Source organism: Streptomyces sp. NPDC001068 (assembly GCF_042897315.1).
GTDB lineage: Bacteria > Actinomycetota > Actinomycetes > Streptomycetales > Streptomycetaceae > Streptomyces.
Genome location: NZ_JBIAYD010000001.1, coordinates 540,978 through 565,376, shown reverse-complemented (window position 1 = coordinate 565,376; position 24,399 = coordinate 540,978). Strand labels below are relative to the sequence as shown.

Here is a 24,399-nt window from a genome sequence, read left to right as displayed (position 1 = left end):
GGGGCTGGTCGCGCCCACGCGGCGGAGCCGCATGCCGGCAGAGCGCCGCGCCCCACGCCCTGCACTCCTTCGGACGCGACCTCGACGAGGAGACCCTGAAGGTCCTCGCGCACGGCATGCTCACCCCGGCGCACGCCGTCGCCTTCAGCGGTTACGTCAAGATCGTGCGCAGCCGGTTCGGGATCGAGGCGATCCTCCGGGGCGACGCCGGCTGGCCGCACCGGATCGAGGACCGCGACCTGCTGTACTACCTCGCGAAGTCGTTCCGCGGGCGGCTGGTCAAGGAACTGCCCGCCGCCAAGGAGCACATGTCGGCGAACGGCCGGCAGACCGCGTACCGCGCCAAGTCACTGCTCGTGCAGCTCGCCGAGACCTCCGTCGAGGTCGCCCAGACCGTCATCGCCCCCGACGCCGACGGCAACCCCGTGCTGCCCTCCTGGTTCCTGATCGAGGCCGCCCGGGACATGCCCCGGCTGGTCGAGGCCCGCCGATGAGCCCCGGCGGCCACAAGGGACGGAAGAAGGAACAGAAGAAGGGACAGAAGAAGGACCCGGCCGCGGAGAACTTCGCGGCCGGAGTCGAACTGCTGCGCGCCAACCCGGCCATGCAGGCGGTGGAGTTCACCCTCTGCCGGCACGAGACGTGCGAACTCGCGCCGGGTGAGGGCCTGGTACGGGCCGACTCCAACGGCGTCCTGCACGCCCACGCCACCCGGCGGGCCGAACCTGCCGAGTGGGCCTGGGCGCTGGCCCACTGCACCATCCACCTCGGCTTCGGCCACCTGCCCGCCGCCACCGGACCGCGCGCCGAACCCGACCGCTACGACCTCGCCGCCCGCTGCACGGTCGTCAACCGCTTCCTGGCGACCTTCCCGGTCGGCGAGGCACCGGACCACCTGCCCGTGTCCTATCCGGAGGGCGACGAGGACCGGCTCGCCGCCGGGTGGCGCCGGGTCGGCGGCGTCCCGGCCGCCTACGAGCACGGCGGCACCAGCGGCGGCGAGCCCGACCAGCTGCTCCTCCCCTGGAACAAGTGGGCCGGCCAGGTCCCCGACTGGCAGGCCGGGTTCGCGCACGCGCTGACCCGGACCATGTCCCGGGCGATGGACCTGGCCGGCGGCCGCCGCATCTCCCTGACCGGGCCGCCCACCCCGCTGCGGCCCTGGGAACGGGCGCTGAGCTGGTTCGTCTCCTCCTACCCGCTGCTCGGCGGCATCGCCGCAGGCATCAAGGTGGTCGCCGACGCCGAACTGGCCCGCGCCCACGACATCGCGATCGCCGCCGTCGACCCCGGGGCCGGCGAGATCTACGTCAACCCGCTGCGCACCCTGGACGACGACGAGTGGCGATTCGTCCTCGCCCACGAGATGCTGCACGCCGCCCTGCGCCACGGCGACCGGCTCGGCACCCGCGACCCCTATCTCTTCAACGTCGCCTGCGACTACGTCATCAACGGCTGGCTGGTGGGGATGCGCGTCGGCACCATGCCCGAAGGGTCGCTGTACGACCCGGAGTTGACGAACCTCTCGGCGGAGGAGGTCTACGACCGGATCGCCGTCGACCTGCGCCGGACGCGACGCCTGGCCACCCTGCGCGGCAAGGGGCGCGGCGATGTCCTGGGCGGGCCCCTCGGGCCGCCCGGCGCCCGCGTCGACCTCGACGAGTTCTACCGCCGGGGCCTCGGACAGGGGCTGGACCTGCACCGGGCGCAGGGCCGCGGCCTCCTGCCCGGCGGCCTGGTCGAGGAGATCCGCGCGCTCAGCCATCCGCCGCTGCCGTGGGACGCCCGACTGGCCCGCTGGTTCGACGAGTTCGTGCCCCGGCCGGAGGCCGTACGGACCTACTCCCGGCTCTCCCGCCGTCAGTCGTCCACCCCGGACATCCCGCGCGCCGGCCGCCACTTCCCGCCCGAGGAGGTCGCCCGCTGCACCTTCGGCGTGGTCCTGGACACCTCCGGCTCCATGGACCGCACCCTGCTCGGCAAGGCTCTCGGCGCTATCGCCTCCTACGCCGAGGCCCGTGACGTACCGGCCGCGCGGGTGGTGTTCTGCGACGCCGCCCCGTACGACGCCGGGTACCTGCCGGCCACCGAGATCGCCGGACGGGTCCGGGTGCACGGCCGGGGCGGTACCGTCCTCCAGCCCGGGATCGACCTGCTGCAGCGCGCGGACGACTTCCCGCCCGCCGCGCCGGTCCTGGTGATCACCGACGGCTGGTGCGACGTGCTGCGGGTCCGGCGCGAGCACGCGTACCTCGTACCCGACGGCCGTCGCCTGCCGTTCACCCCCCGTGGGCCGGTCTTCCGCGTGCGGTGAGCCCTGATGTGATCGGATGGGAGCGAGCGAAACCGGTTCACTCGCCTTCGTACGCCGAAAGGAACAACCGTGGCCACCACGCGCACCGCACACACCGTTTGGGAAGGCACCCTCCTCGAGGGCAACGGTGTCATCACCTTCGACTCCTCCGGTATCGGCCAGCAGCCGGTCACCTGGGCCTCGCGGTCCCAGGAGGCGAACGGCAAGACCAGCCCGGAGGAGCTGATCGCCGGCGCCCACTCCAGCTGCTTCTCCATGGCCCTGTCGCACGCCCTGGCAGGCGCCGGCACCCCGGCCACCCGCCTGGTGACCAACGCCCACGTCAAGTTCCAGCCGGGTGAGGGCATCACCGGGATCCACCTGACCGTCGAGGGCACGGTGCCCGGCCTGGACGAGGCCGGCTTCGCCGCCGCCGCCGAGGACGCCAAGAAGAACTGCCCGGTCAGCCAGGCCCTGGCGGGCACCACCATCACCCTGGACGCGAAGCTCGCCTGAGCGTCGCGGCCCCGCCGATGCCGCGTCCCCTCCCGGGGCGCGGCATCGCCGTTCCCGGGACGGGGCGCGGCATTGACAACGGCCCGCCCGAGTCCTGTCGTGGAGTCGGGGAAGTGGCCGGGCGGAAGGGGACGGACATGGCACGTGCGGTCGGGATCGACCTCGGGACGACGAACTCGGTGGTGGCCGTGCTGGAGGGCGGTGAGCCCACCGTCGTCGCCAACGCCGAGGGAGCGCGCACCACCCCGTCGGTGGTGGCCTTCGCGAAGAACGGCGACGTGCTGGTCGGCGAGGTCGCCAAGCGGCAGGCGGTGACCAACGTGGACCGCACCGCCCGGTCGGTGAAGCGGCACATGGGCGACGGGTCCTGGCGGTTCCCGGAGAGCGGCGGCGTGGACGGCACCCGGTACCGGGCCCAGGAGCTGTCCGCGCGGGTGCTGCAGAAGCTCAAGCGGGACACCGAGGCGTACCTCGGCGAGGACGTGACCGACGCGGTGATCACCGTGCCCGCCTACTTCGACGACGCGCAGCGCCAGGCCACCAAGGAGGCCGGGGAGATCGCCGGCCTGAGGGTACTGCGGATCATCAACGAGCCGACCGCCGCGGCGCTTGCCTATGGCCTGGGCCGGGGCGAGGAACAGACGGTCCTCGTCTTCGACCTGGGCGGGGGCACCTTCGACGTCTCCCTCCTCGAGATCGGCGACGGCGTGATCGAGGTCAAGGCCACCAACGGCGACACCGGTCTGGGCGGCGACGACTGGGACCAGCGGGTCGTCGAGCACCTGGTCACCCGCTTCAAGGGGCAGAACGGCATCGACCTCGGCAAGGACCGGATGGCCGTGCAACGGCTGCGCGAGGGCGCCGAGAAGGCGAAGATCGAGCTGTCCTCGGCCACCGAGACGTCGGTCAACCTCCCGTACATCACGGCCACCGCGGCGGGCCCGCTGCACCTGGAGGAGAAGCTGACCCGCGCCCAGTTCCAGGAGCTGACCGCCGATCTGCTGGACCGCTGCCGGAAGCCCTTCCACCAGGCGGTCAAGGACGCGGGCGTGCAACTGGCCGCGATCGACCACGTGATCCTGGTCGGTGGTTCGACGCGGATGCCCGCCGTCACCGACCTGGTGAAGGACCTCACCGGAAAGGACCCGCACAAGGGCGTCAACCCGGACGAGGTGGTGGCGGTCGGCGCCGCCCTCCAGGCCGGCGTCATCCGCGGTGACGTCAAGGACGTCCTGCTGCTGGACGTCACCCCGCTGTCCCTCGGCATCGAGACCAAGGGCGGCATCATGACCACGCTGATCGAGCGCAACACCACCATCCCGACCCGGCGTTCGGAGATCTTCACGACCGCCGCGGACAACCAGCCCTCGGTGGGCATCCAGGTCTACCAGGGCGAACGGGAGATCGCCGCCTACAACAAGAAGCTCGGCGTCTTCGACCTCACCGGTCTGCCGCCCGCACCGCGCGGTGTCCCGCAGATCGAGGTCGCCTTCGACATCGACGCCAACGGGATCATGCACGTCTCGGCGAAGGACCTGGCGACCGGGCGGGAGCAGAAGATGACCGTGACCGGCGGTTCCGCGCTGCCCAAGGACGACATCGACCGCATGATGCGGGAGGCCGAGCGGTACGCCGAGGAGGACCGGGCGCGCCGTGAGGCCGCCGAGACCCGCAACCAGGCCGAGCAACTCGTCTACCAGACCGAGAAGTTCCTCCACGAGAACGAGGCCCCGGTGCCCGCCGGCACGAGGACCGAGGTGGAGGAGGCGATCACCGCGCTCAGGACCCTGCTGGACCGCGACACCGACACCGCCGAACTGCGCGGCGGCGTCGAGCACCTGGCGACCGTGAGCCAGCGCATGGGCCAGGCCATGTACGCGGGCGCCTCCGGCACTCCGGCCGGGGAACGGCCCCCGGCGGACCCGGACGCGGACGCGGACACGGACGAGGAGGGCGTGGTGGACGCGGAGATCGTGGACGACGAAAGGGACACGGCCGGCTGAGGCACCGCCGGAACCCGCCGTCGTGGCCGGGCGCCGTCACCGCGGAGCGGGTGGCGGTGGGCGGCGCCCCACCGCGGGACGCTCATGGGCGTGCCCGGGTGCTCGCGGTCGGCATGGCCGCCCAGACCGCGTCCAGCACGCTCGCGTACGGCGTGCCGAAGTCGGTGAGACTGCGCCGGAGTTCGGCGAGGCAGTCACGGTGCTCGGTGAGCAGGTCGGTGTTGCCGGTGCGGGCCGTGAACTCCAGGACGGCGGGCAGGAAGTCCGGCAGCTCCTCGCCGGTGAACTCCATGCCGTACTCCTGGTACACCTCCTTGAAGCGGACCAGGGACATGTCCCGGCGGCGGGTGTCGCCGTCGTGCCACCAACTGAGGTAGAGACTGTGCCGGTTCTCGAAGTCGAAGACCTGCACATAGTGCTCGGCCAGCTCCCGGGGCGGGGTCGCCGCCGCGTGGTCGGTGAACCGCCGTAGCTGCGGGGCCGCTTGACGCAGCAGCGGCAGCCGGGCGACGAAGTCGTCGTCCGGGTAGGTGAGGCAGAGCGCCGCCGCCTGGTAGAACACCGCGTCCGTGGACATCAGGTCTCCTTCGCCTTCTCCGGTGTGCCGGCGGTCTGCCGTCTGTGCAGCGGACGGGAGTTCTCCACCGGCATCAGGGGGAGCAGTTTCCGGCCCGAGTCCTGGCCGAAGGGTCCGTCGCCGCCCATGCCGGGGCCGCCGTCGTGATCCAGGCTGCACCCCTCGGGGAGCGCGGACTCCTCCAGCCGGCGCGCGTCGCCGACCGCCGCGGTCGGGATCACATACCGGTCCTCGTGCTTGGCGATCGCCAGCAGCCGGTACATCGACTCGATCTGTGCCGCGGTCATCCCCACCGCGGCGGCCGTCCTCGCGTCCGGTTCCTCACCCAGGTTGAGCGCCCGCATGTGGGAGCGCATGGCGGCCAGCTTCTCCAGGGACGCCCGTACGGGTGCGGGGTCGCCCGCCGTGAACAGTTCGGCCAGGTAGGCGAGGGGGATGCGCAGGGTGTCGATGGCGGCGAAGAGGTTCTCGGCGTCCTCGCCGTCGTGACCCGTCCCGGACAGCGCGTCCACGACGGGGGACAGGGGCGGGATGTACCAGACCATGGGCATGGTGCGGTACTCCGGATGCAGGGGCAGGGCCACCCGGTAGGTGTGGATCAGCTTGTACACCGGTGACCGGCGGGCCGCCTCCAGCCAGTCGCGGGAGATGCCCGCCTCCTCGCACGCCCGCCGCACGTCCAGATCCTCCGGGTCGAGGAAGACGCCCAACTGTGCCTCGTACAGTGCCTTCTCGTCCTCGGTCTCGGCCGCCGCGGTCACCTGGTCGGCGTCGTAGAGGATCACCCCGAGATAGCGCAGCCGGCCCACGCAGGTCTCCGAGCAGACCGTCGGCTGCCCCGCCGCCAGGCGCGGCGAGCACATCGTGCACTTCTCGGCCTTGCCGGTGGCGTGGTTGAAGTAGACCTTCTTGTACGGGCATCCGGTCACGCACATCCGCCGGCCCCGGCAGCGGTCCTGGTCGACGAGGACGATGCCGTCCTCGGCCCGCTTGTACATCGCCCCGGACGGACAGGCGGCCACGCACGACGGGTTGAGGCAGTGCTCGCAGATGCGCGGCAGATAGAACGTGAAGGCCTGCTCGAACTCGAACCGCACCTTGTCCTCGGCCTTGCGGCGGGTCCGCTCGACCATCGGGTCCAGGTCGCCGTGGGCGGGGGCACCGGCCAGGTCGTCGTCCCCGTCGGAGGACCACCGCGTCTTCGCGGGCTTGCCGTCGAGGTGGGAGGCGGGACCGGCGACCGGGTGGTCGTCGCCCGGCGGGGCGCCGGTGAGGTTGCGGTACTCGTACGTCCAGGGCTCGTGGTAGTCCTTGACCGCCGGGAGTCCCGGGTTGTGGAAGACCCCGGCGAGCCTGCGCAGCCGTCCGCCCGCCCGGAGCTTCAGCGCCCCGCGCCGGTTCAGCTCCCAGCCGCCGCGCCCGGTCTCCTGGTCCTCGTAGCGGCGCGGATAGCCCGGGCCGGGGCGGGTCTCGACGTTGTTGAACCAGACGTGCTCCATGCCCCGCCGGTCGGTCCACGCCTGCTTGCAGGTGACCGAACAGGTGTGGCAGCCGATGCACTTGTCTAGGTTCATGACCATCGCGATCTGGGCCATGGGACGCATCAGTGCTCGACCTCCCGGACGCGGCGGCGGACCACCGTCACCTCGTCACCCCGGCTGCCCGTCGGGCCCAGGTAGTCGAAGGCCCAGGTCAGCTGCGCGTACCCGCCGACCAGGTGCGAGGGCTTGAGGAGCGGCCGGGTGGGCGAGTCGGGGACACCGTGGCTCGTCCGGGTGCTCCCCGGCCCCGGGACCGCCGGCGTGCGTTCCCGCGCGTGGTCCATGTAGACCGTGCCGGGCGGTATCCGGTGCGAGACGACCGCCCGGGCCGTCACCACGCCGTGCCGGTCGACGGCCTCGACCCACTCGTCGTCCTCGACCCCGATCGCCTCCGCGACCCGCGGGGACATCCATATGTTCCGGCCGCCCCCGGAGAGCGCGAGCATGAACAGGTCGTCCTGGTGCTCGGAGTGGATCGACCACCTGTCGTGCGGCGTGAGATGACGCACCGTCACTTCCCGTCGGCCGTCCGGGGCGAGGCGCGGCTCGCCGAGCAGCCGGTCCAGGTCCACCGGCGGCCGGTACACCGGGAGCGCCTCGCCCAGCTCGTGGATCCAGTCGTGGTCGAGGAAGAAGTGCTGGCGGCCGGTGAGCGTGTGCCACGGTTTGAGGTGCTCGGTGTTGAGGGTGAACGCGGTGTGGCGGCGGCCGCCGGACTCGCTGCCGGAACACTCCGGGGAGGTGATCACCGCGACCGGGGCGGCCCGGGTGTCGGCGTAGGTGATCCGCCTGTCCTCGTGGTCCGCGGCGAGCCGGGCCATCGGCTGCCCGGTGCGCTGCTCCAGGGTGCGGAAACCCTCGGTGGCGAGACGGCCGTTGGTGGTGCCGGACAGCGCCAGGATGGTGTCGGCGGCCTTCACCGCGGTGTCCAGGGACGGGCGGCCCAGGTAGCCGGTGCCGTTCGACTCCCGCAGCCGCGCGACCTCCTGGCCGGGCCGGAGGGTGATGCCCTTGGCGGGCAGGCCCCGCTGCTCCACGAGGGGGCCCAGCGCCGCGAACTTGGCGCCGACCGCCGTGTAGTCCCGTTCCACCACCACCAGGTTCGGCATGGTCCGACCGGGCAGCGGCTCGCACTCCCCGCGCCGCCAGTCCCGCACCACCCCGCCGGGCTGGGCGGTCTCGCCCGGGGTGTCGTGCTGGAGCGGGACGGCCACCAGGTCCTTGCGGACGCCGAGCCGGCCCACGGCCAGTTCGCTCAGCCGCTCGGCGAGCGCCTTGAACGTGTCGAAGTCGGTGCGCGCCTGCCACGGCGGGTCCACGGCCGGGGTGAACGCGTGCACGCAGGGGTGCGTGCCGGTCGACGACAGGTCGTGTTTCTCGTACCGGGTGGCGGCCGGCAGCACCACGTCCGACAGCAGGGTGGAGGAGGTCTGCCGGAAATCCAGAGACAGGAGCAGGTCGAGCTTGCCCTCGGGGGCCTCCTCGCGCCAGGTCACGTCCCGGGGCCGCTCGCCGGGCGCCGCCTCCTCGGCGCGAGGCGAGGAGTGCGTGCCGAGCAGGTGTCTGCTGAAGTACTCGGCGCCCCTCGCCGACGAGTCCAGCGGGTCGGCCCGCCAGAGGGTGAGGACCCGCGGCCAGTTCTGCGGGGCGTCCGGGTCCTCGCACGCGAACTTGAGGGTGCCCGCGCGCAGTTCCGCCACGGCGCCGGCCACCGGGTCACCTGGGACGCCGCCGAGTTCGAGCGGGTTGCGGTCGAAGGTCGGGTAGGACGGCATCCAGCCCGCGCGGACCGACAGCGCCAGGCAGTCGGCGCCGGTCATCCCGGCGAACCTGCCCTCACCGAGCGGCGAGGCCAGGACGTCGGCGCCGAGGCGGTCGTAGCGCCACTGGTCGGAGTTGAGATACCAGAAGGCGGTGCCGGTCATCTGGCGCGGCGGCCGGGACCAGTCGCCCGCCGAGGCCAGCGTGGCCCAGCCGGTGACCGGGCGGCACTTCTCCTGGCCGGCGTCGTGCGCCCAGCCGCCGCCGTCGCGGCCCTGGCAGCCGGTGAGCTGGAGCAGGGCCAGGAAGGCGCGGTAGATCGTCTCGGCGTGGAACCAGTGGTCGGTGCCCGCGCCCATCAGGATCATGCACCGGCCCTTGGAGCGTTCCGCGGTCCGCGCGAACTCCCGGGCGATCTTCACGCACCGGGCGGCCGGAACCGAGGTCTGCCGCTCCTGCCAGGCGGGGGTGCCCGGAGCCCGCGCGTCCTCGTAGCCCGCGGGCCAACTCCCCGGCAGACCGGGCCGCCACACCCCGTACTGGGCCAGCAGCAGGTCGAAGACCGTCGTCACGAGAGGGCCCCTCGCCCCGTCCAGCCGCGTGGCCGGCACCCCGCGCCGCAGCACCGCGCCGCGGCCCTGCCCGTCCTCACCGCCGTCGGTGTCGGTGTCGGTGTCGAAGCGTGGCAGCAGCACCTCGACCCCGTTCGCGCCCTCCCTGCCGTGCAGACTCAACAGCGGTCGCAGGGACCCGAGTTCGAGGTTCCAGAGGCCCTCGCCCGAATCGGTCCAGCGAAAGCCGAGGGAGCCGTTCGGGACGACCGCGCGGCCCGAGGCGGCGTCCAGGACGACCGTCTTCCACTCGGCGCCCTCGCCGTGCTCCCCGACGTCGGCGGCGCGCAGGAACTTTCCCGGCACGTGTCCGCCGTCCCGTTCGGTGAGGGTCACCAGGAACGGCAGGTCGGTGAACTTCCGTACGTAGTCGGTGAAGTACGGGGTCTCCCGGTCGACGAAGAACTCCTTCAGGACCACGTGGCCCATCGCGAGCGCCAGCGCGCCGTCCGTCCCGGGATGCGGGTGCAGCCACTCGTCCGCGAACCTGGCGTCGGCCGCGCGGTCCGGAGCGACCACCACCACCTTCTGACCCCGGTACCGGGCCTCCGCCGTCCGGCGGGCGTCCGGGGCACGGGCCACCGGGACGTCCGAGCCACAGGTGACCAGATAGGCCGCGTCCCACCAGTCGCCCGGCTCCGGGACGTCCGCCTGGTCGCCGAAGACCTGCGGCGAGGCCACCGGCAGGTCGGCGCACCGGTCGTCGTACGACAGCATCGGCGCGCCGATGAGCGAGTGGTAGCGGGCGCCGGCCGCGTGCGACACCATCGACTTCGCCGGGACGGGGGACAAGCCGGCGATCCGGTCCGGGCCGTACGCCATGACGGTGTACACATGGGCGGCGGCGACGATCTCCACCGCCTCGTCCCAGGTGGCCCGCACCAGGCCGCCCTCGCCGCGCGCCCGCTGGTAACTCCGGCGCCGTTCGGGGTCGTTCTGGATGTCCGCCCAGGCGGCCACCGGATCCCGCAGCCGCCGTTTCGCCTCCCGGTACATCTCCAGCAGCACGCCCCGGACATACGGATACCGCACCCGGGTCGGGGAGTACGTGTACCAGGAGAACGCGGCGCCGGGCGGGCAGCCGTGAGGCTCGTACCCGGGGCGGTCGGGGCCCGCCGAGGGGTGGCCGGTCCCCTGGACATCCTGGGTCTGCAAGGTGGTGATGCCGTCCTTGACGTACACCTGCCGGCGGCGGGAGCCGGTGCCGTGCGGGCCGTGCGTGGAGTTCACGACCTTGTCGTGGCCCCGGCGGTCACGGCGGAAGGCGTCCGCCTGCCGGCCGGTCGGGGCCACACCGTGCGGGTCGCGCGCGGGCGTGCCGGGCCGGAAGAACCGGGCGGCACCGAGCAGCGCCGCGCCGGGTTCCCTGGGGGGTGTCTGCGTGTCGGTCACCTGCGCTCCCTTGGTCACCCTTCGCTTCGAAGCTAGGGGCGGGCGCGGGAACGCACCTGTCCAGACGATCCGAACGGGTCACTCGGCAGGGCCGCCCGGGGCTACCTGTCCAGGACATCCGGGAGTGTCGCGGACCGGTACACCCGAACGGCTCAGCCCTCGCGGGCGACGGCTCCGTACACCGGAACCACTCCCCGACCCGGCGACGGCACGCAGGGCCCGCCGCACCAAGCGACCTCCGGCACGCGCCGCGCCCGGCGCCGGGCCGTCCACGGCGGGGATCCGACGGGCCGGCTGCACGTCCACCGGTTGGTCGTCCTTGCCGCCGGGCCACCGGTCGTACACCCGCACGGGATGCGGGCGGTCGGCGTCGACGGCGGTGGGTGCGGGCTCGGGCAAGGCCACGGTCGCTGCCCCCTCAGAGGCCGTCGCGGAACTCCCGGAGCAGTTGTGCGGTCCGTTGTGCCGAGGCGGATCGGGCCGTCATGTGGTCCAGTACCTCCAGGTGGGCGCCGACCTCGTCCCGGGAGTCCAGGTACAGGGCACCGGTCAGGTACTCGGTGAAGACCATGTCGGGGAGTTCGGGCTCGGCGAACCGGAACAGTGTGAACGGCGCGTACGTCCCCGGGTGCGGACCGCTCGCGAACTCGGCGATCTGGAGCGTGATCCGGTCCCGTCCGGCGAAGGCGAGGAGCTTGTCGACCTGCTCCCGCATGACCTCGCGGTCGGAGCTGACCGGACGCCGCAGCACCGTCTCGTCCATGATCACCCACAGGTGGGGCGGATCGTCCTGCTCCAGCAGCCGCTGCCGGGTCAGGCGCAGCGACACGTGCCGTTCCACGGCGCCGGGATCGCTGTGGCCTATCGTCCCGGCCTCCAGCACCGCCCGCGCGTACGCCTCGGTCTGCAACAGGCCCGGGACGAAGTGCGGTTCGTAGGAGCGGACCACCCGGGCCGCGCCCTCCAGGCTCACGTACAGGCTGAACCAGTCCGGCAGCACGTCGTGGAAACGCTGCCACCAGCCCGGCTGGTTGGCCTCCTCGGCCAGCCGTACGAACGCGGCGTGCTCCTCCTCCGGCACCCCGTACGTCTCCAGCAGCACCTGGACGTACGGGATCTTGAGCGCGACCTCGGCCATCTCCATCCGCCGCACGGTCGCCTGCGCCACCCGCAACACCCGTGCGGCCTCGTCCCGGCCGAGGCCCGAGGCCTCCCGCAGTTCCTGCAACCGCTTGCCGAGCACGACCTGCCCTACCGTGGGCGCAGCACGCCGTTCACTCACGCCACGCCTCCCCTACGCGCACAAGTACGGGCAGCAGTGTGTCACGCGATGCCGTCCCGCACATCCGATCGAGGCGACCACTTCCGTCAACTTACCAACGAGTTCAAGTACTTGGCCGTCGCCGGATCGGCGGGCAGGAACGTCTCGATGGCCAGTTCGGCGACCGTCACGTCCATCGGCGTGTTGAACGTCGAGATCGACGACACGAAGGACAGCACCCGGCCCGCGTGCTCGATCCGCAACGGCAGCGCGAACCAGGTCGCCCGCTCCACCGGCCGGCCGTCGTCCGCGCCCGCCGGAGCCGGATAGGCGGCGACCTCCTCGTACAACTGCCGCAGTGCGTCCGAGCGGTGCAGCGCGATCTGCCGTTCCATCTGCGCCAGCAGATGCCCGCGCCACTCGGGCAGGTTGCGGATGCGCGGTGCCAGTCCCTCGGGGTGCAGGGTCAGCCGCATCGCGTTCGGCACGGGCGTGCGCAGCGACTCCGGTACCCCCTCCAGCAGCATCGCGACGCCCCGGTTGGCGGCGATCACCGTGTACGTCGCGTCCACCACCAGCGCGGGGTACGGCTCGTAGCCCTGGATCAGCCGTTCCATGCCGTCGCGCAGCGCGTCCAGGGCGGGATCGTCCAGCGGGGTCTGCGGATAGCGCGGGGCGTAGCCGGCGGCCAGGAGCAGGGCGTTGCGCTCCCGGACCGGCACGTCCAGGTGTTCGGCCAGCCGCAGCACCAACTCCTCGCTGGGGCGCGACCTGCCGGTCTCGACGAAGCTGATGTGCCGCGCGGAGGAGTCGGCACGCAGTGCCAGCTCCAGCTGGCTGACCCGCCGTCGCTCCCGCCAGGCCCGCAGCAGCGGCCCGACCCCCTTCCCCTCGGCGGCGGGCGGGGAGGCGGCGGCGCCGGACGCGGCAGTGGTCATGCCGACGACCGTAACCGAGGAGGGTGGAGGGCGGAGGCGGCCCGCGGTGCGAACCCGCCGGCCGGTCCCGCCGTGGCAGGCTGAACCCACGTACGCCTCCGGGCGCCTGAGGGAAGGAAGCCGCACCATGGCCGTGGAACCGCTGGGGCAGCAGGAGATCGAGGACCGGCTGGCCGAACTGCCGGGCTGGTCGCTGGACGGCGACCGGCTGGCCCGCGGCTACCGGCTCGACTCGCACTTCGCCGCCGCCGCCCTCGTCCTGCACATCGCCCGGATCCAGGACGAACTCGACCACCACTCCGACCTCACCCTCGGCTACCACACGGTCACCCTCACCGTGAACACCCACAGCGTGGGCGGCGCCGTCACCGGACTGGACTTCGAACTCGCCCGCAGGGTGGAGGACATCGCCCCCGGCCACGGCGCGCACTGAGCCGTGTGCCCGAACACGACGGGGAAGCCGGGGCCGACGACGCGTCACGCGGCGCCGGCCGGTGCGCCGGCCGACGCCGTCCCCGGCCTGATCCCCGGCCTGATCCCGGCCTGATCCCGGCCTGATCCCGGCCATCATCCTGCCCCGAACCGCCCGACCGCCGGCGGAAACGGCCGCCCGCTCCGGCCCGGTGTCCGGCGCCGCGGCCGCGGCCCGCACTCCGGCGTCCGGTGCGGCGACGACTGCCCGCTCTCCCCGTGTCCGGTGCGGCGACGACTGCCCGCTCTCCCCGTGTCCGGTGCGGCGACGACTGCCCGCTCTCCCCGTGTCCCGCGCGGCGACCACGGCCCGCTCTCCCGGTGTGAGGAGCCGCCGGGTGGCGCCTCTCGTACCCGGACGCGGCACGTCGATCTCGTCGGTGTCCGCGACGCCGTCGAACGGCGGCCCACGGCCCGACGGCGGGCGGGGCGTGGAACTCCTCGCCGTCGCCGACCACGCGCGGTGCGCTGTCGTACCGGTCGGGGTCCGTCGCTCGGCGCGCTTCGCCCCATGTGCCGGACGGAATGCTTGACTGGCCCCCGGAAACGGACATTCACCGACGACTGACCACCAAGGTGCGAAACAGTGCAGATGATGACGACCGAATCCCCGGGCCTCCGATCCGACCTGTTCGACGCGTTGCTCCGTGACGTCGTCGGGCCGCTCGCCGACGAGGTGGACCGGACCGGCCGCTTCCCGCGGGAGGGGATCCGGGCGATGGGCGAGGCCGGGCTGCTGGGGCTGCTCAGCGCGCGGGAGACCGGTGGAGCGGGTGCCGGACTGCGTGAGGCCGCCGAGGTGACCGAAAGGCTCGCGGGCGTGTGCGGGTCGACGGCGATGGTGCTGCTCATGCACTACTCGGCCGTCAGCGTCCTCGACCGGTACGCCTCCGAGGACGTCCGGCGCGAGATCGCCGCGGGGCGTCATCTGACCACCCTGGCGTTCTCCGAGCGCGGCTCCCGCAGCCACTTCTGGGCCCCGGTCGGCACCGCCGAGCCCCAGGGGGCCCACACGGTGCGCCTGGACGCGCGGAAGTCCTGGGTCACCTCGGCCGGGGAGGCCGACAGCTACGTCTGGTCCAGCAGGCCGCTGCGGGCGGACGGCCCGATGTCGCTGTGGCTGGTGCCCGCAGGCAGCGCCGGACTCGAAGTGGCGGGCGACTACGACGGGTTCGGCCTGCGCGGCAACGCGTCCGCCCCGGTGTCGGCGACCGCCGTCCACGTGCCCTCTTCCGCGCTGCTGGCCGCCGACGGGGAAGGGCTGGGGACCGCCCTCGAAGTGGTACTGCCGTGCTTCCTCGTACTGAGCGCCGCCTTCTCGCTCGGGGTGACCGAGGCGCTGCTCGGCCTCACCGCCGCGCATCTTCGCGACACCCGTCTGGCCCACCTGGACCAGACGCTGGCCCAGCAGCCGATGACCCGCAACCGGTTCGCGGAGCTGCGGCTGCGCGCGGACGCGCTGCGCGCCCTGCTGGCGCAGACCCTCACCGCGACGGAGACGGGACGCCCCGAGGCGACGCTGCGGGTCCTGCAGATCAAGGCCCTCGCCGCGGAGACCGCCGCCGAGGTGGCGGACGGCGCGATGCGCCTGTGCGGCGGCGCCGCCTTCCGCCGCGAGACCGGCGTGGAGCGACGGTTCCGGGACGCCCTGGCCGCCCGGGTGATGGCACCCACCACCGAGGCGCTGCACGACTTCTGCGGCCGCCTGGAGCTGGGCCTGCCGCTCTTCCAGGAGGCCTGATGGCCGGCCTGCTGCTCGGCGCCGTCGCCTACGACCCGAAGGTCGTCACCATCTGGTCCGGTTTCCGGACCTGGCTCCTCGCGCAGGGCCTGCCCTTCGACTTCGTGCTCTACGCCCACTACGAGCGGGAGGCAGAGGACCTGGTCGACGGGCGGATCGACGCCGCCTGGCACTCGCCGCTGGCCTGGCTGCGCACCCGGCGGCTGGCCGCCGCCGCGGGCGCGGAGGTGACACCGCTCGTGATGCGGGACACCGACCGCGACCTGACCTCCGTGGTGGTGGTCAGGTCGGACGGCGAGATCCGTTCGACGGCCGATCTGAAGGGCCGCACGGTCGCCGTCGGAGCCCTCGACTCGCCCCAGGCGACCCTGATCCCCCTGCGCCACCTGGCCGATCTCGGCCTCGACGCGGGCACCGACTTCGAGGTGCGCCGCCACGACACCGGGGTGGGCCTGCACGGCGACCACGTCGGCGGCGAACGGGACGCCGCCCGCGCGCTGGCGGCGGGGGAGGCGGACGCCGCCTGCATGATCGACGCCGGCCACCTGCTGTTCGGGCAGGAGGGCATCCTGCCGCCCGGTGGTACCCGGCTGCTGTCGCGCACCGAGCCCTACGACCACTGCGTGCTGGCGGCCGGTCCGTCCCTGGACAGGGAGCTCGGCGACCGGTTCACGGCGCTGCTGCTCGCCATGTCGTACCGCGATCCCGAGGTGCGCCGGCTCCTCGATCTGGAAGGGCTCACCAGGTGGCTGCCCGGCCGCGAGACCGGCTTCGGGCAGTTGACCGCGGCCGTCGACGCAGCCGGCTTCTACGACGCCGACGGCCGGATCACCGCGGCCGGCTACCGGCCGTGACGGCCGCCGGCGCGGCCTCGGCCGACCTGGGCGCGCTCGGCTTCGAGCAGGGCGCACGGCTGCTGCTGACCCGCGCCCTGCGCCAGGCACCGCCCGGCACCCGGATCGACGTGCTCGGGACGGACCCGGCGCTGCTGCCCCATCTGGCCGTGTGGTGCCGCGTCCAGGGGCACGAGCTGGAGGCCGCGGACCCACGGGACGCGCCGGTGGTCGCGCGGGTGCGGGCGGGTCCCGCCGCCACCGACCGCCTGCACGGGGCGGAACGCGCCGGTGGTGCGCCGGCCGGGCAGATCGCCGGCCGGGCGCCCCTGCACTGGGGCCTCGCCGCGCGCGGAGCGCTGGTGGAGGCGGGCGGGCCGGACGTGCCCTTCGCCGTCGTCGACAGGGACGTCGCCTGGACCGACCTCGCGCCCCGTCTGTACCGGCAGGCGGTCGCCTCCCAGTGGGACCCCTACCGGGCGGTGGAGTGGGACCAGGACTTCACCGTGCCCGACGAGATCGAGGCCGCAGTCGTCCAGGTGATGACCTACCTCGTGGAGAACGAGCAGGCCGCCCTGGTGGTGCCGGGACGGCTGCTGGTCCAGGTCCATCCGCACTTCCGCGAGGTGCTCCAGCTGCTCGCCGTACAGGCGGCCGACGAGGCCCGGCACGTGGAGGTCTTCACCCGGCGGGCGCTGCTGCGGGGCGGCGCGATGGGCACCTCCTCGGCGGGCGGCCGGGCGTCCCTGGCGACCCTGCTGACCGAACCGGACTTCTCCATCGCGTCGTTCCTGCTGTCCGTGCTGGGGGAGGGGAGCTTCCTCTGCCTCCTGTCCTTCCTGGAGCGGCACGCCCCCGACCCGGTCACCCGCCGCGTCAGCCGGCTGGTCCGCCAGGACGAGGCACGGCACGTCGCGTTCGGGGTCGGGCATCTGGAGCACCGGGCCGCGGTCGACCCGCCGCTGCGGGGCCGGCTGCGTGCCGCGGTGGAGCGGCGGCACGACGCGCTGCGGGACACCGCGGGGCTCAACCAGGACGTCTTCGACTCCCTGGTGCTGCTGGCCGCCGGTTCCTGGGCCCCGCGGGACATCGCCCACGGCTGGCGGGCGGTGCGGCGGCTGCAGACCGAGATGGACGAGGGCCGCCGGCACCGCCTGGCCCGCCTGGGGTTCCCCGACGACGAGGCGGCGGCCCTGTCCGCACTGCACACCCGTAACTTCATGTGACACCCATGGGCGCCGGCACCGCGGCGGCCCCCGGGGACCAGGGATCGCGGTCCGCGCGGTCCTGGACTTGCCGGGGCCCGCCCCGCGGGTAGCGTGGAGCTGAGACCGGGGGCCCTGACGCGAAGGAGCGGGCGGATGGGCGTGAAGCGGTGGGCGGACCTGTGGCCGGTGTACCGGCAGATCTTCGGAGCCGACCGGCTGGGCCGGGGCCGGGCCGTGCAGTCGAAGCGGTCCAGGACCCTCGCGCCCCGTACCGAGGACGCCGACCGGATCGTGCACTCGGTGTGCCCCTTCTGCGCTGTCGGCTGCGCCCAGAACGTCTACGTCCAGGACGAGCGCGTCACCCAGATCGAGGGCAACCCGGACAGCCCGGTCTCCCGCGGCCGGCTGTGTCCCAAGGGCTCGTCCAGCAAGCAGCTCGTCAACGGACCGCAGCGCGAGGACAAGGTGCGCTACCGGGCCCCGTACGCCACCGAATGGCAGGACCTGGACCTGGAGACCGCCCTCGGCATGGTGGCCGACCGGGTCCTCGACGCCCGCCGCCGGGGCTGGCAGGACGCCGACGAGCAGGGCAACCCGCTCCGGCGCACGATGGGCTTCGCCAGCCTGGGCGGAGCGGCGCTGGACAACGAGGAGAACTACCTCATCAAGAAGCTGTTCACCGCGCTCGGCGCCCTGCAGATCGAGAACCAGGCGCGCATTTGACACTCCGCCACGGTTCCCGGTCTGGGAACCTCGCTCGGACGCGGCGGTGCCACGGACACCCCGGAGAGCCTGACCGACGCCGACTGCATCGTCGTCATGGGCTCCAACATGGCCGAGGCCCATCCGGTGGCCTTCCAGTGGGTCATCGAGGCCAGGAAGCTCGGTGCCCGGGTGATCCACATCGACCCCCGGTTCACCCGCACCAGCGCGCACGCGGACCAGCACGTGCGGATCAGGGTGGGCAGCGACATCGCCTTCCTCGGCGGGGTCGTCAACCACATCCTCTCCAACGACCTGCACTTCGAGGAGTACGTACGGGCCTACACGAACGCCACGTTCCTGGTCCGTGAGGACTTCCGGGACACCGAGGACCTGGACGGCCTGTTCAGCGGCTACAACGCCGAGACCGGCAAGTACGACAGCAGCAGCTGGGCCTACGAGTGCGTCGGCGGCGAGGGCGACGGCAGGCAGGGCAGCACCCTCATCTCCGCCACCCCCGCCCAGTCGGCCGGGGGCCACGAGGACCCGCCGGGCACGGCCGGCCGGATCGCCACGGACCCCACGATGCGGCACCCGCGCTGCGTGTTCCAGATCCTCAAGCGGCACTTCTCCCGGTACACCCCGGAGATGGTGGAACGGGTCTGCGGCATCCCCCGGCGGCAGTTCCTCGACGTGTGCCGCGCCTGGACCGAGAACTCCGGCCGGGAGCGCACCACCTCGCTCGTCTACAGCGTCGGCTGGACCCAGCACTCCGTCGGCGCCCAGTACATCCGGGCGGGCGCCATCGTCCAGCTGCTGCTGGGCAACATGGGGCGGCCCGGCGGGAGCATCCTGGCGCTGCGCGGCCACGCCAGCATCCAGGGCTCCACGGACATCCCGACCCTGTACAACCTGCTGCCCGGCTACCTGCCGATGCCCAACGTCACCCACACCAGCCTGACGAGCTTCGTCGACGACGTACGCCACGTGATGCGCAAGGGGTACTTCGCGAACGCCAGGACGTACATGGTCTCCCTGCTGAAGGAGTACTGGGGCGACGCCGCAGGCCCCGAGAACGACTTCCGCTACGACTGGCTGCCGCGGATCAACGGCGACCACGGCACCTACCGCACCGCGATGGACATGATCGCGGGCACGGTGTACGGCTTCTTCCTGGTCGGGCAGAACCCGGCGGTGGGGTCGGCCCACGGACGGCTCCAGCGGCTCGGCATCGCCAACCTGGAGTGGCTGGTCGTCCGCGACCTGGCGATGATCGAGAGCGCGACGGTGTGGAAGGACGCGCCCGAGATCGAGACGGGCGAGATCTCCACCGAGACCTGCAGGACCGAGGTGTTCTTCTTCCCCGCCGCCTCGCACGTGGAGAAGTGCGGCACGTTCACCCAGACCCAGCGCATGGTCCAGTGGCGCGACCAGGCTCTCGAACCTGTCGGCGACCGCCGCTCCGACCTGTGGTTCTTCTACCACCTCGGGCGGCTCGTCCGGGAGAAGCTGGAGGGGTCCGAGGACGAACGCGACCGGCCGGTCCTCGACCTCGCCTGGGACTACGCGCTGGAGCACGGCGACGAACCGTCCGCCGAGGACGTCCTGCGCCACATCAACGGCATCGACCTCACCACCGGACGCACCGTCAACTCCTACGAGGAGCTCAAGGACGACGGGACCACCGCGTGCGGCTGCTGGATCTACAGCGGCGTCTTCGCGGACGAGACGAACCACGCCCGCCGCCGCGCCCCGCGCTTCGAGCACCCGATCACCGACAACCAGTGGGCCTTCGTGTGGCCGCTGAACCGCAGGGTCCTCTACAACCGGGCGTCCGCGGACCCCGACGGCCGGCCGTGGAGCGAGCGCAAGGCCCTCGTCTGGTGGGACGCGGACCGCGGTGAGTGGACCGGCCACGACGTGCCCGACTTCCAGCGCCACAAGCCGCCGCACTTCCGGCCGCCGCCGGAGGCGACCGGTCCGGACGCGCTGGCCGGGGACGACGCGTTCATCATGATGGGCGACGGGAAGGCGGCGCTGTTCACACCGACGGGCCTGGTCGACGGGCCGCTGCCCACCCACTACGAACCCGAAGAGTCCCCGGTGCGCAACGCCCTCTACACCCAGCAGTCCAACCCGACCCGGCTCACCTACCCGCGCACCGACAACCCGTACAACCCCTCGCCGCCCGAGCCCCACACCGACGTGTTCCCGTACGTGTTCACCGCCTCCCGGTACACCGAGCACCACACGGCCGGCGCGATGAGCCGTCAGCTCCCCTACCTCTCGGAACTCCAGCCGGGACTGACGGTGGAGGTCTCGCCGGAACTCGCCGCCGAACGCGGGCTGCACCACATGGGCTGGGCGCACGTGGTCACCAGCCGGACCGCGGTGGAGGCCAGGGTGGTCGTCACCGACCGGCTGGCCCCGCTGCGGCTCGACGGCCACACGGTCCACCAGATCTGGATGCCGTACCACTGGGGCGGCCGGGGCATCACCACCGGCGACGTCGTCAACGACCTGATGGGCGTGGTGGCCGACGCCAACGTACTGATACAGGAGAGCAAGGTGCTCACCTGTGACATCCGGCCGGGGCGGCGCCCGCGCGGCCCCGCGCTCCTCGCGTACGTCGAGGACTACCGGCGCCGCGCGGGGATCACCACCAGGACCGGCACCAGCGAGGTGACGGCCCACGGCCACCGGACGGACGCGCCCCCCGGGGACGGCGGCCGCCCGGCCACCACCGAAGGGCCGGAGGAACCCTGATGAGCGAGCACGACAACAGCTTCTTCGGCCCGCTGGCGGACCCGGCCGGGGACGCCGGCCACCCCGAGGACCACCCGCCCCGGGTCGGTTTCTTCACCGACACCTCCGTCTGCATCGGCTGCAAGGCGTGCGAGGTGGCCTGCAAGGAGTGGAACGGCGTCCCGACGGACGGCTTCGACCTCCTCGGCATGTCCTACGACAACACCGGCTCGCTCGGCGCCAGCACCTGGCGGCACGTCGCCTTCATCGAGCAGGACCTGCGTCTCGGCGACCAGGACTCCGGCCTGGTCGGCCTGCCCACCGGACCGTCCGGGACGGAGACCACCCGCGAGGTGGTCGAGGAGGCCCTGCACGACGCGGGCCACCGGGCCGGCGCCGAACTCGGCACGGAACCCGTCGACCTGGGGTTCCCCAGTTTCGACCTGCCCGGCGCCGGCAGCGGCGCGGAGTCCCGCACCGACTTCCGCTGGCTGATGTCGTCGGACGTGTGCAAGCACTGCACCCATGCCGGCTGCCTGGACGTCTGCCCCACCGGGGCGCTCTTCCGCACCGAGTTCGGCACCGTCGTCGTCCAGCCCGACATCTGCAACGGCTGCGGCTACTGCGTCTCCGCCTGCCCCTACGGCGTCATCGACCGCCGTCCCGACGACGGCCGGGCCTGGAAGTGCACCCTGTGCTACGACCGGCTCAAGGGCGGTCTGGAACCGGCCTGCGCCAAGGCCTGCCCGACCGACTCCATCCAGTTCGGCGTCCTCGACGAACTGCGCGAGCGTGCCGACGCCCGCCTGGAACAGCTCCACGAGGCGGGCGTGCCCGAGGCCCGGCTGTACGGCCGTGATCCCGACGACGGGGTCGGCGGCGACGGCGCGTTCTTCCTGCTCCTCGACGAACCGGAGGTCTACGGGCTGCCGCCCGACCCCGTCGTCACCACCCGTGACCTGGGCTCCATGTGGAAGCACGCGGCCGTGGCGGCCGGGATGATGGTGGCCGCCTCCGCGGCGGTGTTCGCCCGGGGAGGCCGTCGGTGAGCGGGCACGGCGGGGGAGGGAAGCACGGCGGGGGCGGCGCCGGCGAGGAGTCGATGGTCCCGCGCGCGGAGTTCCGTTCCTACTACGGACGTCCGGTGCTGAAGCCGCCGGTGTGGGAGTGGAAGGTTCCCGCCTACCTCCTCGCGGGCGGACTCTCGGCGGGCGCCGCCCTGCTGGCCGTGGGCGCCGACCTCACCGGGCGGCCCGAGATGCGCAGGTCCTGCCGCGTCGGCAGCTTCGGCGCACTCCTCGCCAGCAGCTACTTCCTCATCGGCGACCTCGGCAGGCCACTGCGCTTCCACCACATGATGCGGGTGGCGAAGCCGAGTTCCCCGATGTCGGTGGGCACCTGGATCCTGATGTCCTACGGCCCCGGCTGCTCCCTGGCGGGCATCGCCGAACTGGTGCCGAGGACCTGGCTGGACCGGACCGGGCTCGCCGGCGCCGTCAAGTGGGCCGCCCGCCTCGGCGGCCTCTCGGCGGCCGCGGTCGCCCCCGCGCTCGCCTCGTACACGGCCGTGCTGCTCTCCCAGACCGCGGTGCCGGCCTGGCACGAGGCGCACCGCGAACTGCCGTTCGTCTTCACGGGGTCCGCCGCGGCGAGCGGCGCCGGTCTGGCGATGATCTGCGCCCCGCCCGCGGAGGCGGGGCCCGCCCGCCGGCTGGCACTGCTCGGGGCGGCGACGGAGATCGTGGCGTCCCGGCTCATCGACCGCAGGCCGCAGTTCGAGACCTCGGCGTTCACCCACGGCGCCGCCCACCGGATGCGCAGGGCGTCGGAGTGCCTGACCCTCGGCGGGGCGTGCGCAGCGCTGACCCTCGGCCGCCGCAGCCGTGCCGCCGCCGTGCTCGGCGGCCTCGCGCTCCTGGCGGGCAGCGGCTTCCAGCGGTTCGGGACGTTCGAGGCGGGCGTCGCGTCCACGAAGGACCCGGCGTACGTGGTGAAACCACAACGCGAACGCCTCGACGCCCGCGAGGCCGAGGGCGGCACGTGATCCGCACACCGTGAGACCCGCCGCCGGACGCCGTGTCCGCCGGGCATCGATCCGACTCCGGGGCCTGCGTGTCCCGGCGGGGGCGTGCGCCGGGCATCGGGCCGACTCCGGGGCCTGCGTGTCCCGGCGGGGGCGTGCGCCGGGCATCGGGCCGACTCGAGGGCCTGCGTGTCCCGGCGGGGGCGTGCGCCGGGCATCGGGCCGACTCCGGGGCCCGCGTGTCCCCGCCGGGGCGTGCGCCGGGGATCGGGCCGACTCCAGGGCCCGCGTGTCCCCGCCGGGGCGTGCGCCGTGCAGGTCGGGGTCGGGACGCGCCCGGTGCGGCGCGGACGCCGGGAGCGGCCGCCGACCTAGCCTGGCGGGGTTGCCGTCGGCGGGGCCGGAGCGGAGGTGTACGAGATGGCGCACGACCACGCCGGCCCGGCGGACTCCGGCGCGCCCGCGGACGGACGGCGGCTGCCGCGCACCGACGTGCTGCTGGCCGACCCCCGGCTGACCGCGGCGGCGCGACGGCTCGGGCGGGCGCTCGTCAAGGACGTGCTCGCGGGAGTGCAGTCCCGGGCCCGCACCGGCGAGGTACCCGCCGACGAGATCGCCGACCGCGCCGTGGCAGCCCTCCCCTCCACCGCCTGCGCGCTGCGCCCGGTCGTCAACGCCACCGGAGTGCTGCTCCACACCAACCTGGGCCGGGCCGCCCTCTCACCGGCCGCCCAGGACGCCCTGCTGGCGGCGTCCGGCACCACGGACGTCGAACTCGACCTCGCCTGCGGCACCCGTTCCCGCCGGGGGCGGGGCACGATCGACGCCCTGCTGCGCGCGGTGCCGGCCGCCGAGGCCGCCCATGTGGTCAACAACGGCGCGGCGGCGCTCGTCCTGGCGGCGACCGCGCTCGCCCGGGGACGGGAGATCGTCGTCAGCCGGGGCGAGATGGTGGAGATCGGGGACGGCTTCCGCCTGCCCGACCTGCTCGTCTCCACCGGCGCCCGGCTGCGCGAGGTCGGCACCACCAATCGCACCACGCCCGCCGACTACGCCGCGGCCCTGGGGCCGGACACCGGCTTCGTCCTGAAGGTCCACCCCTCCAACTTCCGCGTCACCGGTTTCACCCGGGAGGCCTCCGTCGCCGAACTGGCCCCGCTCGGCGTGCCCGTGGTGGCCGACATCGGCTCCGGACTGCTCGCCCCGGAACCCGCGCTGCCCGGCGAGCCCGACGCGGCGACCTGGCTGCGGGCCGGGGCGGCCCTGGTCACCGCCAGCGGCGACAAGCTGCTCGGCGGCCCGCAGTGCGGGCTCGTGCTGGGCGACGCGGAACTGGTGCGCCGACTGGCCCGGCACCCGCTCGCCCGAGCGCTGCGCGTGGACAAGCTGACCCTGGCCGCCCTGGAGGCGACCGTGCGCGGGCCCCTCCCGCCGACCGTCACCGCGCTGCGCGCCGACCCCGCACGGCTGCGCGAACGTGCCCGGGACCTGGCCGCGGGTCTGCGCGAGGACGGTGTGGACAGCCGTGCCGTCGACACCGAGGCGGTGGTCGGCGGCGGCGGCGCGCCGGGTGTCACGCTGCCGAGCGCCGCCGTCTCGCTGCCCGCCGCCTACGCGGCCCCGCTGCGCGCGGCCGACCCCGCCGTCATGGGCCGGATCGAGGACGGCCGCTGCCTGCTGGACCTGCGGGCGGTGCCGCCGGAGGCGGACGCGGTCCTGGCCGCCGCGGTCCGCCTGGCCGAGGTCCCGTCCCGGGTGTCCGGGCCGGGAACCGGAAGCTGAC

The 24,399-nt window shown here is 73.4% G+C and carries 17 protein-coding genes and 1 pseudogene; 12 read left to right on the top strand and 6 right to left on the bottom strand.

Annotation, left to right across the window (positions count from 1 at the left end; translation table 11 throughout):
• Nucleotides 1–56: 56 nt before the first annotated feature.
• The 4 genes and pseudogenes from ACFY3I_RS02455 to dnaK all read left to right on the top strand — a co-directional run.
• Nucleotides 57–494 (top strand): annotated as a pseudogene (locus ACFY3I_RS02455) (MoxR family ATPase); the annotation flags it as partial.
• Entirely contained in the window at nt 491–2,314 is a 1,824-nt protein-coding gene (locus tag ACFY3I_RS02450) for a hypothetical protein (RefSeq protein ID WP_390858978.1), read from the top strand. The pseudogene ACFY3I_RS02455 and the gene ACFY3I_RS02450, both read left to right, overlap by 4 nt.
• A gap of 69 nt (nt 2,315–2,383) precedes the next feature.
• Nucleotides 2,384–2,809 carry an OsmC family peroxiredoxin gene (locus ACFY3I_RS02445; RefSeq protein ID WP_390858977.1) on the top strand — a complete coding sequence of 142 codons (426 nt, stop codon included), beginning with the start codon at nt 2,384–2,386 and terminating at the stop codon, nt 2,807–2,809.
• A gap of 137 nt (nt 2,810–2,946) precedes the next feature.
• On the top strand, nt 2,947–4,812 hold the full coding sequence (gene dnaK / locus ACFY3I_RS02440) for a molecular chaperone DnaK (protein ID WP_390858976.1): 1,866 nt from the start codon (nt 2,947–2,949) through the stop codon (nt 4,810–4,812).
• A gap of 82 nt (nt 4,813–4,894) precedes the next feature.
• Here the strand turns inward: dnaK and narJ are convergent, their stop codons facing one another.
• The 6 genes from narJ to ACFY3I_RS02410 all read right to left on the bottom strand — a co-directional run bounded on the left by narJ (nt 4,895) and on the right by ACFY3I_RS02410 (nt 12,893).
• Entirely contained in the window at nt 4,895–5,389 is a 495-nt protein-coding gene (narJ, locus tag ACFY3I_RS02435) for a nitrate reductase molybdenum cofactor assembly chaperone (RefSeq protein WP_390858975.1), read from the bottom strand.
• A complete protein-coding gene (gene narH, locus ACFY3I_RS02430; RefSeq protein ID WP_390858974.1) occupies nt 5,389–6,993 on the bottom strand; it encodes a nitrate reductase subunit beta in 1,605 nt (534 codons plus the stop codon). The genes narJ and narH overlap by 1 nt, the downstream gene beginning before the upstream one ends.
• Nucleotides 6,993–10,694, bottom strand: coding sequence for a nitrate reductase subunit alpha (locus tag ACFY3I_RS02425; RefSeq protein WP_390858973.1), 3,702 nt, complete (start codon nt 10,692–10,694; stop codon nt 6,993–6,995). The genes narH and ACFY3I_RS02425 overlap by 1 nt, the downstream gene beginning before the upstream one ends.
• A gap of 78 nt (nt 10,695–10,772) precedes the next feature.
• Entirely contained in the window at nt 10,773–11,099 is a 327-nt protein-coding gene (locus ACFY3I_RS02420) for an SAM-dependent methyltransferase (RefSeq protein WP_390858972.1), read from the bottom strand.
• Between the two features lie 13 nt (nt 11,100–11,112).
• Nucleotides 11,113–11,976 (bottom strand): helix-turn-helix domain-containing protein, encoded by an 864-nt coding sequence (locus tag ACFY3I_RS02415; RefSeq protein WP_390858971.1) that lies wholly within the window; start codon nt 11,974–11,976, stop codon nt 11,113–11,115.
• Between the two features lie 86 nt (nt 11,977–12,062).
• Entirely contained in the window at nt 12,063–12,893 is an 831-nt protein-coding gene (locus tag ACFY3I_RS02410; RefSeq protein WP_390858970.1) for a helix-turn-helix domain-containing protein, read from the bottom strand.
• A gap of 127 nt (nt 12,894–13,020) precedes the next feature.
• On the opposite strand from ACFY3I_RS02410, the gene ACFY3I_RS02405 reads away from it, so the two are divergent.
• The 8 genes from ACFY3I_RS02405 (at nt 13,021) to selA (ending at nt 24,398) form a co-directional block, all read left to right on the top strand.
• The gene (locus tag ACFY3I_RS02405) at nt 13,021–13,326 is read left to right on the top strand and encodes a 4a-hydroxytetrahydrobiopterin dehydratase (RefSeq protein ID WP_365288246.1); all 306 of its coding nucleotides are present in this window, start codon (nt 13,021–13,023) and stop codon (nt 13,324–13,326) included.
• Nucleotides 13,327–13,959: 633 nt separating this feature from the next.
• A complete protein-coding gene (locus tag ACFY3I_RS02400) occupies nt 13,960–15,105 on the top strand; it encodes an acyl-CoA dehydrogenase family protein (protein WP_390858969.1) in 1,146 nt (381 codons plus the stop codon).
• Nucleotides 15,105–15,959, top strand: coding sequence for a phosphate/phosphite/phosphonate ABC transporter substrate-binding protein (locus ACFY3I_RS02395; protein ID WP_390858968.1), 855 nt, complete (start codon nt 15,105–15,107; stop codon nt 15,957–15,959). The genes ACFY3I_RS02400 and ACFY3I_RS02395 overlap by 1 nt, the downstream gene beginning before the upstream one ends.
• A complete protein-coding gene (locus tag ACFY3I_RS02390) occupies nt 15,956–17,164 on the top strand; it encodes a ferritin-like domain-containing protein (RefSeq protein WP_390858967.1) in 1,209 nt (402 codons plus the stop codon). Before ACFY3I_RS02395 ends, ACFY3I_RS02390 begins: the two co-directional genes overlap by 4 nt.
• 135 nt (nt 17,165–17,299) lie before the next feature.
• Nucleotides 17,300–20,614, top strand: coding sequence for a formate dehydrogenase (gene fdh / locus ACFY3I_RS02385; protein ID WP_390858966.1), 3,315 nt, complete (start codon nt 17,300–17,302; stop codon nt 20,612–20,614).
• Nucleotides 20,614–21,642: a 4Fe-4S dicluster domain-containing protein gene (locus ACFY3I_RS02380; protein WP_365288257.1), complete on the top strand. Its 1,029-nt coding sequence runs from the start codon at nt 20,614–20,616 to the stop codon at nt 21,640–21,642. Before fdh ends, ACFY3I_RS02380 begins: the two co-directional genes overlap by 1 nt.
• A complete protein-coding gene (nrfD, locus tag ACFY3I_RS02375; protein ID WP_390858965.1) occupies nt 21,639–22,637 on the top strand; it encodes an NrfD/PsrC family molybdoenzyme membrane anchor subunit in 999 nt (332 codons plus the stop codon). Before ACFY3I_RS02380 ends, nrfD begins: the two co-directional genes overlap by 4 nt.
• Nucleotides 22,638–23,036: 399 nt before the next feature.
• Nucleotides 23,037–24,398: an L-seryl-tRNA(Sec) selenium transferase gene (selA, locus tag ACFY3I_RS02370; protein WP_390858964.1), complete on the top strand. Its 1,362-nt coding sequence runs from the start codon at nt 23,037–23,039 to the stop codon at nt 24,396–24,398.
• The last annotated feature ends 1 nt before the right edge of the window (nt 24,399 follow it).

What these genes read in the sequence shown, in the direction of transcription:
- narH (WP_390858974.1), bottom strand. Translation starts at nt 6,993, where the DNA reads ATGCGTCCCATGGCCCAGATCGCGATGGTCATGAACCTAGACAAGTGC.
- ACFY3I_RS02395 (WP_390858968.1), top strand. Translation starts at nt 15,105, where the DNA reads ATGGCCGGCCTGCTGCTCGGCGCCGTCGCCTACGACCCGAAGGTCGTC.
- ACFY3I_RS02400 (WP_390858969.1), top strand. Translation starts at nt 13,960, where the DNA reads ATGACGACCGAATCCCCGGGCCTCCGATCCGACCTGTTCGACGCGTTG.
- ACFY3I_RS02410 (WP_390858970.1), bottom strand. Translation starts at nt 12,893, where the DNA reads ATGACCACTGCCGCGTCCGGCGCCGCCGCCTCCCCGCCCGCCGCCGAG.
- ACFY3I_RS02380 (WP_365288257.1), top strand. Translation starts at nt 20,614, where the DNA reads ATGAGCGAGCACGACAACAGCTTCTTCGGCCCGCTGGCGGACCCGGCC.
- ACFY3I_RS02405 (WP_365288246.1), top strand. Translation starts at nt 13,021, where the DNA reads ATGGCCGTGGAACCGCTGGGGCAGCAGGAGATCGAGGACCGGCTGGCC.
- narJ (WP_390858975.1), bottom strand. Translation starts at nt 5,389, where the DNA reads ATGTCCACGGACGCGGTGTTCTACCAGGCGGCGGCGCTCTGCCTCACC.
- ACFY3I_RS02450 (WP_390858978.1), top strand. Translation starts at nt 491, where the DNA reads ATGAGCCCCGGCGGCCACAAGGGACGGAAGAAGGAACAGAAGAAGGGA.
- dnaK (WP_390858976.1), top strand. Translation starts at nt 2,947, where the DNA reads ATGGCACGTGCGGTCGGGATCGACCTCGGGACGACGAACTCGGTGGTG.
- selA (WP_390858964.1), top strand. Translation starts at nt 23,037, where the DNA reads ATGGCGCACGACCACGCCGGCCCGGCGGACTCCGGCGCGCCCGCGGAC.